The organism is Bacillus sp. ISL-39 (assembly GCF_018613295.1).
In the GTDB taxonomy this organism is placed as follows: Bacteria; Bacillota; Bacilli; order Bacillales; family Cytobacillaceae; genus Mesobacillus.
On the sequence record NZ_JAGGQM010000020.1, the window covers coordinates 75932 to 86932 of the forward strand.

At 44.1% G+C, this 11001-nt stretch carries 8 protein-coding genes, 10 tRNA genes and 1 rRNA gene; 1 reads left to right on the plus strand and 18 read right to left on the minus strand.

Features of this window, described 5'->3' with window-relative positions:
• Positions 1-143 precede the first annotated feature (143 nt).
• The 6 genes from glmS to sigW form a co-directional block, all read right to left on the minus strand.
• Positions 144-1946, minus strand: a complete 1803-nt coding sequence (glmS, locus tag J7E37_RS15550; protein WP_214783769.1) for a glutamine--fructose-6-phosphate transaminase (isomerizing) — start codon at positions 1944-1946, stop codon at positions 144-146.
• A 525-nt stretch (positions 1947-2471) separates the two neighbouring features.
• Positions 2472-3821, minus strand: a complete 1350-nt coding sequence (gene glmM / locus J7E37_RS15555; protein ID WP_215024924.1) for a phosphoglucosamine mutase — start codon at positions 3819-3821, stop codon at positions 2472-2474.
• 36 nt (positions 3822-3857) lie between these two features.
• A complete protein-coding gene (locus J7E37_RS15560; RefSeq protein ID WP_215024927.1) occupies positions 3858-5090 on the minus strand; it encodes a CdaR family protein in 1233 nt (410 codons plus the stop codon).
• Positions 5083-5910: a diadenylate cyclase CdaA gene (gene cdaA, locus J7E37_RS15565; RefSeq protein WP_214740392.1), complete on the minus strand. Its 828-nt coding sequence runs from the start codon at positions 5908-5910 to the stop codon at positions 5083-5085. The genes J7E37_RS15560 and cdaA overlap by 8 nt, the downstream gene beginning before the upstream one ends.
• Positions 5911-6304: 394 nt before the next feature.
• The gene (locus J7E37_RS15570; protein WP_215024930.1) at positions 6305-6943 is read right to left on the minus strand and encodes an anti-sigma factor family protein; all 639 of its coding nucleotides are present in this window, start codon (positions 6941-6943) and stop codon (positions 6305-6307) included.
• 16 nt (positions 6944-6959) lie between these two features.
• The gene (gene sigW / locus J7E37_RS15575; protein WP_214740388.1) at positions 6960-7523 is read right to left on the minus strand and encodes an RNA polymerase sigma factor SigW; all 564 of its coding nucleotides are present in this window, start codon (positions 7521-7523) and stop codon (positions 6960-6962) included.
• A gap of 246 nt (positions 7524-7769) precedes the next feature.
• On the opposite strand from sigW, the gene J7E37_RS15580 reads away from it, so the two are divergent.
• Positions 7770-7940 carry an aspartyl-phosphate phosphatase Spo0E family protein gene (locus J7E37_RS15580; protein ID WP_215024933.1) on the plus strand — a complete coding sequence of 57 codons (171 nt, stop codon included), beginning with the start codon at positions 7770-7772 and terminating at the stop codon, positions 7938-7940.
• A gap of 79 nt (positions 7941-8019) precedes the next feature.
• Here the strand turns inward: J7E37_RS15580 and rocF are convergent, their stop codons facing one another.
• The 12 genes from rocF to rrf form a co-directional block, all read right to left on the minus strand.
• Complete coding sequence (gene rocF, locus J7E37_RS15585; RefSeq protein WP_214740384.1) at positions 8020-8916, minus strand: arginase; 897 nt, start codon at positions 8914-8916, stop codon at positions 8020-8022.
• Positions 8917-9344: 428 nt separating this feature from the next.
• Positions 9345-9420 (minus strand) — tRNA-Ala (locus J7E37_RS15590).
• Between the two features lie 3 nt (positions 9421-9423).
• Positions 9424-9498 (minus strand) — tRNA-Gly (locus J7E37_RS15595).
• Positions 9499-9569: 71 nt separating this feature from the next.
• Positions 9570-9642, minus strand: a tRNA-Lys gene (locus tag J7E37_RS15600).
• Between the two features lie 128 nt (positions 9643-9770).
• Positions 9771-9845 (minus strand) — tRNA-Gln (locus tag J7E37_RS15605).
• Positions 9846-9901: 56 nt separating this feature from the next.
• Positions 9902-9986: transfer RNA gene (locus tag J7E37_RS15610), tRNA-Tyr, on the minus strand.
• Positions 9987-10079: 93 nt separating this feature from the next.
• Positions 10080-10155: transfer RNA gene (locus J7E37_RS15615), tRNA-Thr, on the minus strand.
• Between the two features lie 67 nt (positions 10156-10222).
• A tRNA-Val gene (locus tag J7E37_RS15620) sits at positions 10223-10298 on the minus strand.
• Positions 10299-10358: 60 nt separating this feature from the next.
• Positions 10359-10433 (minus strand) — tRNA-Glu (locus tag J7E37_RS15625).
• Positions 10434-10451: 18 nt separating this feature from the next.
• Positions 10452-10524: transfer RNA gene (locus J7E37_RS15630), tRNA-Thr, on the minus strand.
• A 42-nt stretch (positions 10525-10566) separates the two neighbouring features.
• Positions 10567-10641, minus strand: a tRNA-Asn gene (locus J7E37_RS15635).
• Positions 10642-10721: 80 nt separating this feature from the next.
• A 5S ribosomal RNA gene (gene rrf / locus J7E37_RS15640) occupies positions 10722-10837 on the minus strand.
• Positions 10838-11001 lie beyond the last annotated feature (164 nt).

The window sequence follows — 11001 nt, forward strand, 5'->3', positions numbered from 1 at the left end:
TCAAACTAAACATCCTTACACTTGATTTTGGAAATTCTCTAAACGAAAAGCAGTATTCAACTTTTTTTTAGAGTATATAACTTTTTTATTCAGTATAGTACTTTGTTATCACGATACAGCTGACTGGGTTCCAACACATTTATTTATTCAACCGTAACTGATTTAGCCAAGTTACGTGGTTTATCGACGTCACAGTCGCGGTGCAGCGCTGCGTAGTATGAGATCAACTGCAGCGGGATTACTGAGATAAGAGGTGTTAATAGGCTGTGCACTTCTGGGATGACGAAGCGGTCTTCGTCTGTTTCCAGTCCGTTCATGGAAATGATGCACGGGTTTGCTCCACGGGCAACGACTTCTTTGACGTTTCCACGGATGCTCAGGTTGACGAATTCTTGTGTTGCAAGGGCGATGACTGGTGTGCCTTCTTCAATCAAAGCAATTGTTCCGTGCTTCAGTTCTCCCCCAGCAAAGCCTTCAGCCTGGATGTACGAAATTTCCTTCAGCTTCAACGCGCCTTCAAGGCCCACGTAGAAGTCGATTCCGCGTCCGATGAAGAATGCGTTTCTTGTAACAGTCAGGTATTCGCGCGCGATGCTTTCGAATTCTTCTTTGTCATCGCAAAGAGCTTCCATCGCTGACGCCACGATTCCCAGTTCCTGTACAAGGTCGAAGTTAACTTCGTGGCCAATTCCGCGAGCTGTTACTTCTGCTAAAATTGCCAGGACAGCAAGCTGAGCTGTATATGCCTTTGTTGAAGCGACCGCAATTTCAGGACCAGCGTGAAGAAGAAGAGTGTAGTCTGCTTCACGGGAAAGAGTTGAACCAGCAACATTCGTAATCGTCAAAGCCTTGTAGCCCATTTCCTTCACTTGAACAAGAACCTGGCGGCTGTCCGCAGTTTCTCCGCTCTGTGAAATGAAGATGAATAATGGCTTCTCAGATAGAAGTGGCATATTGTAGCCGAATTCACTTGAGATATGAACTTCAACAGGAATCTTCGCCAATTTTTCGATGAACTGCTTGCCGACAAGACCTGCATGATATGAAGTACCAGCAGCGATAATGTAGATGCGGTCTGCTTCCTTCATCGCAGAAACGATGTCAGAGTCGATTTCAAGGGCGCCTTCGCCATCCTGATAGTTTTGGATGATTTTGCGCATCACTAGCGGCTGCTCGTCGATTTCTTTGAGCATGTAGTGTGGATATGTTCCCTTTTCAATATCGCTTGCATCAAGTTCTGCTGTGTAAGGAGCACGTGAAACCACTTCTCCTTCAAGGTTCTTGATTGTCACTTCTTCCTTAGTAACAATCACCATCTCTTTATCCATCAGTTCAACATACTGGTTAGTTACCTGGATCATTGCCATTGCGTCACTGGCAACAACATTGAAGCCATCGCCAAGGCCGACAAGAAGCGGGCTCTTGTTTTTCGCCACAAAAATCGTGTCTTCGTTTTGCTCGTCTATCAGGGCAAGTGCATAGGAACCATGTAAAATTGTCAGCGTCTTTCGGAAGGCTTCTTCCAGGCTCAGACCTTCGTTTACGAACAGTTCGATTAACTGGACGATAATTTCAGTGTCTGTTTCACTTTTCAATTCGACATTCTGCAAGTACTCGCGCTTTAATAGATCGTAGTTCTCGATAACGCCATTGTGGACAAGAGTCAGTCTGCTAGTTGAGCTCTGGTGAGGGTGAGCGTTCACCTTGCTTGGAGGACCGTGAGTCGCCCAACGAGTATGGCCGATACCTGCGTTAGCCATCACATCATTGTCCACTGCATTGCGCAGGTCGGCAATGCGTCCTTTTTCTTTAAAAACATGAACTCCCTTTTCGTTCATGACTGCGATCCCCGCAGAGTCATACCCTCTATACTCAAGCTTTTCCAGACCTCTTAATAAAATCTCTTTCGAGTCATTATTTCCGATATATCCAACGATTCCACACATAACTTCTATTCCTCCTGTACGACAGGGGACAAGAAGCCTCTTAAATAGGGGCAGCTTGCCCCCTTATCTCATATAATTGGTTTGAGGTCAGACTTCGTAAATCCAATCCTCTTTAGTTTTAGCATCCCCATCTTTTTGTGCATTAAGTTGCCCTAATGTTTTGAAGATGGAATTCGCGGCTGTGCTTTCAGCCGGGAGGCATCCGCCGAAACTTCGATAAACCTCCACCTCGTCAACTAATCCACATTTTCGGTCAAGGATTAGTCCTGGCGCTTTAGTTTTCCATTGATCTACCTCTGCACACCTTTCGATAAAATTTGTTTTTAAGGCTTATGCTGCACAATCCGCCTTATTTGCAAAAACAGGATTATCATACATGATACGTATCTATCCGTCAATAGAAAACAAAGGAAAACAGCCCTCCCGTACAATTACCCTATACCGGCCGACTAAAAACTCCCTTCCTAAATAAATATGCATAAGAGCTCATTTATGTGTCGGAGCCCTTATGCATATGACTGATTCCTATTCTTTTAATCCCATTTCTTCTTCAACAACGACAGCAATTCGTCTTACATATTCTTCGCAAAGCTCTGCTGTGGCTGCTTCTGCCATGACACGCACCAATGGCTCGGTACCTGAAGGACGAACAAGGATACGGCCGTTGCCGTTCATTTCTGCTTCAACTTGTTCGATTACTTCTTTTACCTTCTCGTTATCAGTTACGTGGTGTTTATCCGTCACTCTGATATTCACAAGAACCTGAGGGAATTTCTTCATTTCCCCTGCCAGCTCAGAAAGCGGCCTATTTGTTGCTTTCATGATGTTGGCAAGCTGCAAGCCTGTAAGCAGCCCGTCACCGGTGGTGTTATAATCCAGGAAGATGATATGGCCGGATTGCTCGCCGCCGAGATTATATCCGTTCTTCTTCATTTCTTCCACTACATAACGGTCGCCGACCGCTGTTTGAACACTTTGAACTCCATGTTCCTCAAGGCCTTTGTAAAAACCAAGATTGCTCATCACAGTCGATACCACAGTACCCTGTTTCAGCTGGCCGCGTTCCTTCATGAATTTTCCGCAAATATACATGATCTGGTCGCCATCAACGATGTTTCCTTTTTCATCAATCGCAATCAGGCGGTCGCCATCTCCATCAAAAGCAAGGCCTAAATCTGCTCCCTTTTCCTTTACGAATTCAGCAAGGGCTTCCGGATGTGTCGATCCGACACCATCATTAATATTCAAGCCATTAGGCGATGCGCCCATTGTAGAAGTATCAGCATCAAGGTCAGCAAACAAATGCGTAGCCAATGATGAGGTTGCCCCATGTGCGCAGTCAAGCGCGATATGCAGACCTGTGAACTCTTCATCTACAGATTGCTTTAGATACTGAAGGTACTTTTGGCCGCCTTCAAAGTAATCATTTACCTGTCCAAGGTTAGCACCTACAGGACGAGGCAGCTCATCTTTGTCCATATCCATCAATTGTTCGATTTCATTCTCTTGATCATCAGATAGCTTATATCCATCTGGCCCAAAGAATTTAATTCCATTATCCGCTACCGGATTGTGAGAGGCCGAAATCATGACGCCAGCCTGCGCGCCAAGGGCCTTCGTTAAATAGGCCACTCCTGGAGTTGAGATAACGCCGAGCCTCATGACTTCCGCTCCGATTGATAATAGACCGGCTACCAGCGCTCCTTCAAGCATATGTCCGGAAATACGTGTGTCCCTTCCGATCAACACCTTAGGGCGATCATGCTCCTTTGTAAGGACATAGCCTCCGAAGCGGCCAAGCTTGAAAGCTAATTCTGGCGTTAATTCGCTGTTCGCAACACCACGTACTCCGTCTGTACCGAAATATTTACCCATTCTTAGAATCTCTCCTTGTATGAAAAATTGCAGTCATTACGCATCTTTTTTCGCAACCGATATACTGGCCGTTTCTTTAGCCAGTTTCCACGTTATATTTTGAGGTGCTGTCACCTTCATCTCGACTTCATGATTCCCTTCCTCAAGCTCCGACACATCGATCAAGACTTTAAAATCATCGGGTGACAGAGCCGAAACAATATCACTCGGTCCAGAAACGATCAAATTTGTCTGGCCGTCTGCGGGATCAAGGAAATTGACTTCATAGCCGGTATCCATCCCATCAATTTCAATTGGAACATTAGAAATGTTTATCTCGGAAGCCTTTGTGACTTTTACGGCCACTTTTACCGTTTCAGGCGAAACCCGGACAATTCCTTCGCCAATAATGACTGGAAGGGTGATATCCGTATCCTCCTCAATCTTGCTCACATCCACTTCGACCCTGACACGATCAAATTTCTCAAGAACGCTTGGGTCAGCGATGATCTCAGCTTCCTTCGTTTCCAAAGTGATTGAATCGATTGTTACCCCGCTTGGAGGAGTTCCTTTCCGGACAATATCAATTGGTACCTTTTTGCTTGAGCTTTTAATCGGGATCGTTACCTCGACAACGCCAGGTTCGACAACAACATCAAGTTTATTCATATCTTTATCCAGAGCAAGAATACTTGCTTCTCGTGTGATGGTGTCTGATACCTTCCCCGAAGAATTGACAGTTGCTTTCACATAAGTGATTCTGTCGATAACATCCTTTGCACCTGTTATTTGGACTTTATTAGGTTTTACCGACGGCTTTTCAGCTATATAACCTTCCTCCACTATATTCGCGTTGAATTCCGCCTCCACACTGAATTCCTTCGTAACCTTCTCCTGGATTGACACATTTGCATACCCAGGTTCGATGGTAACGGTCAGGCGGTCTGAGACATCTTTAATCGTGATCGGGACCCGCTGATTGCCGATTTCGGCATCTGTTAAATCAACGAACACCTCGAAATTCCTCAGTGTCTTCGCCTGCTGCACAAGATTTTTCGGTCCTTGAAGCGTTACGGAAACTGTTTCAGGAACCCCGGATACTACCAAAGTATCGGTATCATAAATCCTTTTTACCGGCACGTCTTCAACCGTCTCTACCTTTTCATCTGATGGTACATTCACATCGCCAGGCTTATCTGGATCGTTTTTAGGTACAGATCCAAACAGCAAGACAGCAAGAACCAGAGCAACGACTTTTATGAACCAGGGATTATCCATCCATTTATCCATTTTTCTTCCCCCTCCAATTCCAGCGGGTAGAAGCTGCCTGCTTGATTCTTGATGGCGAAACCAGCTCGGCTGTGAGCAGTTCCCTTAGCGTTTCCCCGCTCAAGTCCCTGTAAAGTTCGCCATTTCGGGTAACCGATACATTCCCTGTTTCCTCAGATACGACAATCGTGATACTGTCGGTTACTTCACTGATTCCGAGCGCGGCCCTGTGCCTTGTACCCAGTTCCTTCGAAATGAACGGACTTTCCGACAGCGGCAAATAACAAGCAGCCGCGGCAACAATGTTTTTCTGTATCACTACAGCTCCATCATGAAGCGGCGTATTCGGTATAAAAAGATTAATCAACAGTTCAGAAGAGATTTTTGATTGAAGCTGGATGCCTGTCTCTATGTAATCACTCATTCCTGTTTCTCTTTCAATTGAGATCAATGCCCCGATCCGGCGCTTAGCCATATAATCGGTTGCCTTGATAATGGCCTCCACCATCTTCTCTTCGTCTTCCTCTTCCTGCAGACCTGATCTGGAAAAAAGCCGCCCTCTGCCGAGCTGTTCGAGTGCCCGCCGCAATTCGGGCTGGAAGATGATGATAATGGCCAGGAATCCCCAGGTTAGTACTTGTTCCATCATCCAGCTGAGCGTATTCAAGCCGAAGTAATCACTGATAAACTTTACAATCAGGATGACAAAAATCCCTTTTAAAAGCTGGACAGCCTTCGTACCTCGAATAATTGCAATCAGCTTATAAATGACGAACCAAACCAGGAGAATGTCAACAATATTAGCTAGATATTCTAAAAAATCGAAATCCGCAAACGACATTGCACTTCCTCCAGTAGTTTAGTAAGGCTCCTTCAGATGTCTATGAAACTGCCCTGAAGGTTCATCAGCCTTTTTAAAAGGCTTCTTTCGTAACTTTGTTGTTAACTATAGAAAAGTAAAAAATCGGCTTCAGGGTTTTCGAGTGCACAGCCAGTTAAGGAGCAGAAAGAAAGGTCTCCGAAGCCTTTCGAAATGCGGTGTAAAAATCATACAATGCAAAATCGCCCTTTGTAAAAAATACAAAAGAGGACCAATCTGTTTCAGCTATAAACAAAGGTAACTTTTTTATTATACCATAAGCTTTGTTCAAATTATAATGATGTCCACTGCAGTGCACTTGTCTGCTGACCCCCAACCAATCCTTGCAAAAAGGGGCCTTAAAAAACAGCCATTCCTATTGGAATGACTGTTCCTTTTCGTCGTTCTCAAAAAGATCTGCCGTATTTTTAGCTGTCTTCTTAATATGGTACCAGATCCACTCGAACACTTCATTGACCTCTGTTATTTCACCAGTGACATTGCCTGCTGAAGCCATGTATTTCTCACCGTTAATCACTGTGACATTACCCTGGACCTCGCCTTCAATTTTCACCTTGCCATTCCTGACAACGACATCACCCTTGACGACTTCCCCTTCAGGCACGATTACTGTATCATTTTCAACAATCAGATTAGGCTGCTTCGATACGGAAAACTGGTGTTCTTCATTCCAAGTCGAAAAAACGCTGCCAGTCATTAACGCCAGGAAAAGCGAGGCAGCTGTTAACAATGGATGGCTCCTGAACCAACGTTGGATTTCCGTCTTTTTCTTTTCCTTCGGCAGGCCGGCCATCACTTTTGAAGTAAAATCATCTGGTGCCTGGATATGGGAGGTGCTCTGTACAAGAGCGATTGATTTATTCAGCTCCCTGAAGTATTCCTGGCAATCTGAACAGCTTTGCAGATGCTCTCTTAATATCTTTTCATGTTCTTCGGAGATTTCTTCATCTAAATATTCATGCATATAGTCGATAATTTGTTCGGAACATTTCATATTCTTTCACCTCACCTTATACGTGTCGCAACTGCTGCCTTAAGGCTTCTCTTCCTCGATGGATCCTCGTCTTCACGGTGCCAAGCGGCAAATCCAGAATTTCACTGATCTCATTCAGGCTGAGTTCTTCAATATACTTTAATACGATTACAGACCGATATTTATCGGGTAGTTTTGAAATTTCCTTTTGGATGGTATCCTGCAATTCGATACTTTCTACTTCATCCTCTGGTAAGGGTGTTTCAGATGGAACCTGGGAATACATCGTCAAGCCTTCTGTTCCAGGTACCTCCGCATCAAGGAAATAATCTGGTTTCTTTTTGCGGATCCGGTCAATACATAGGTTAGTAGCTATTCTATACAGCCATGTAGAAAACTTCAAGTTTTGATTGAAGCTGTTAATATTGATATATGCACGGATAAAAGCCTCCTGTGCAATATCTTCTGCCTCGTGCCGATTCCCGAGCATACGGTAGCAAAGTTGAAATACCTTGTCCTTGTATACCTCAACAATCTCTCCATAGGCATTCTGGTCTCCCTTGAGTACTTGCTTTATTCTGTGTTTTACGATTGTCTCCATTAGTTTACCTCCGCGCTTCATGCGGCTAATCGATATACGAATCGATTCCGTAAAAGGTTTCGTTTTTTTTATAAAAACTTTATTTATGTATGTAATTGACAAAATCATCTACTAACTGACTTATTTGCGAAAAAAGCTAAAAAACACGCTAAGTCAATATTAACAAATTTTTACCAGTTTGGTTTAAAAAGTTTTTTTCAGGGGTATAAATGAACTATATTTCTGTGAAAGCGAGGAAGTTAATCAATGTGTGCAGAAACATTGCTGAAGGATATTGAAAATTGCCGTAAAGAAATGGTTGAACTAGCTGCAAAAACCTCGCTGTCAAATCAACGGGTTGTAGACATCAGCACTAAACTCGACCATTTACTAAATAAATATTATCACTTATCTTCAAAAAAGACATTCCTATATTAATAATAAGAGAGCAGCAGCCACCTGGCCGCTGCTCCTATTTTTTTCACTAATATGACCCTATTCCCAAACTATATCGGCATTACAAAAGTTTTTCACCAAATAAAGACCCCATCAATGCCACTGCCGCGACAGCTGTCTTGTTCTTTTCATCAAGGATTGGGTTGACTTCGACAAATTCAGCTGATGTGATGATTTTTGATTCAGCCAGCATCTCCATAGCCAGGTGGCTTTCACGATAGCTGATGCCTCCGGTTACCGGCGTACCGACACCCGGTGCATCTGTTGGATCCAGCCCATCCAGATCAAGAGAAAGGTGGACACCATCCGTCTTATCTTTAAGATAGTTGACTGTTTCCTCAATCACCGCAGCCATTCCGAGACGATCGATTTCGTGCATTGTGAATACTTTAATGCCCATTTCCTTAATCAGGTCTTTCTCACCCTCGTCCAGCGCACGCGCTCCGATAATGACAATGTTTTCTGGCTTTACTTTTGGCGCAAACCCGCCTAATTGAGTCAGCATCTCGTGACCCAAACCCAGGCTCGCAGCCAGCGGCATTCCGTGGATATTACCAGACGGAGAAGTTTCCGCTGTATTCAAGTCCCCATGCGCATCATACCAGATGACACCCAGGTTCTTATAATGCTTGGATACACCTGCCAATGTCCCTATCGCAATGCTATGGTCGCCGCCTAACACAAGTGGGAATGATCCTGATTCTATGATCTTGTCTACCTCATCAGCAAGCAAACTATTTTTCTCAGCAACTAATTCCAGGTTGCGAAGATTGCTGTTAGGATCAATCTTTACCTCTGGTCTGCCAACTGCGATATCTCCCAAATCCTCAATCTCATCAAATAACACTCTCAGTCTTTCATTTATTCCAGCATAACGGATTGCACTTGGGCCCATGTCGACTCCCCTTCTCATCTGACCCAAATCCATAGGCATGCCAATAATCGAAAGTTTCTTCATTGTTTTCTCCCCCTTGCTATCTCTCGTCTACTCCTTATTTTAAACGCTTTCAATCGAATGACTCAACTGGACAATTTCATGAATATATATACGGTTTGGAATTGAGTGAATTTATCGATCTTGGGAAAAAATTATCTCAGCTTTGCCTCGAATTGGAAATAGACTTGATGTATGGAGAAAGCAAATGCTGTCGGAGTAATAAAGGATTCTGGACAGCTTTGAGCTCTACTACCTGAAACCTGTCACAATAACCGCTTTTTCTTGACAGCTTTGAGCTTTTCCAACTGAAAGCTGTCATAATAACAGTACTTTCTTGACAGCTTTGGGTTCTTTTCATTCAAACTTGTCTAAACTCTTTTGAATGAAAAATAAAAAAAGCCATAAACCCGGTTGGATTTATGACTAGAAATGGTATTTATGTAGTGTGATGGTGGAGCCTAGCGGGATCGAACCGCTGACCTCCTGCGTGCAAGGCAGGCGCTCTCCCAGCTGAGCTAAGGCCCCATTTGGAGCGGAAGACGGGATTCGAACCCGCGACCCCAACCTTGGCAAGGTTGTATTCTACCACTGAACTACTTCCGCATAATTTTATTATATAAATAAAACCCCTAAAAATAAAGGATTAAGTTTATTCTTAGGGGTCTTAACATGAGTGAGCCATGAAGGACTCGAACCTTCGACCCTCTGATTAAAAGTCAGATGCTCTACCGACTGAGCTAATGGCTCAAATCTATATGGAACCCTAAACAAGTTTTGCTTGGGTCCTGTGCTCAAAAGACTTTCAGTCTTTCTCGCAAGTTGCCGCTGAAGTTCATCAATGAAGCAAGCAACTGACTGAGCTAATGGCTCAAAAATGGCTGGGCTAGCTGGATTCGAACCAACGCATGACGGAGTCAAAGTCCGTTGCCTTACCGCTTGGCTATAGCCCAATGAAAAAAATAAAAAGGACATTAGTAGCTTGTCCAATTTTAATATGTATTAAAAATGGTGGAGGGGGACGGATTCGAACCGCCGAACCCTGAGGGAGCGGATTTACAGTCCGCCGCGTTTAGCCACTTCGCTACCCCTCCACATACTAAAACTTCCTAACCAGGTACATGCTCAAAATCCCTTGGGATTTCTCGCATCTTTCCGCTGAAGTTTATTCAGGTAAGTTAGAAAGATGGTGCCGGCAAGAGGACTTGAACCCCCAACCTACTGATTACAAGTCAGTTGCTCTACCAATTGAGCTACACCGGCATTTTAATGTAGATTATTTTCGTTAACGCGAAACTAATGATGTTATTTCGCTAGCCGCGAAATAACTTGGTGGAGGATGACGGGATCGAACCGCCGACCCTCTGCTTGTAAGGCAGATGCTCTCCCAGCTGAGCTAATCCTCCATAATATGTTCGCTGATGCTTTTTTAAAGGATAATTTTTTTCGCCTAGGCGAAAAAAATCTGGTGACCCCTACGGGATTCGAACCCGTGTTACCGCCGTGAAAGGGCGGTGTCTTAACCGCTTGACCAAGGGGCCATATAATAATATTTTCAGAGCTTCCAAGCGGGCTCGAACCGCTGACCTCTTCCTTACCATGGAAGTGCTCTACCTGCTGAGCTATGGAAGCATTTTGCTGCCAGCTCAAATGACTTTCGTCATTTAGAGATAATGGCTCCGCAGGTAGGATTCGAACCTACGACCGCTCGGTTAACAGCCGAGTGCTCTACCACTGAGCTACTGCGGAATAATGGTAATTTTTCATAACTCTTGCAGATGATTCGAATGCCACATCTTAGAAGTTATCTAAAATGATCATGCATTATTGCCCGGCGGCGTCCTACTCTCACAGGGGGAAACCCCCAACTACCATCGGCGCTGAGAAGCTTAACTTCCGTGTTCGGTATGGGAACGGGTGTGACCTTCTCGCCATCGCCACCAGACAATTTTTAAGGACAATATTTATTATACTGCCTTTTATGCATTTTTCAAGAGGTAATTATAGTTATTTTGCTATCGCAAAAAACTTTATTCCCTCAAAACTAGATAATGTTTGTAAGAAGAAAACAAGAAGAACGAGTAATCTATTTGGTTAAGTCCTCGAACG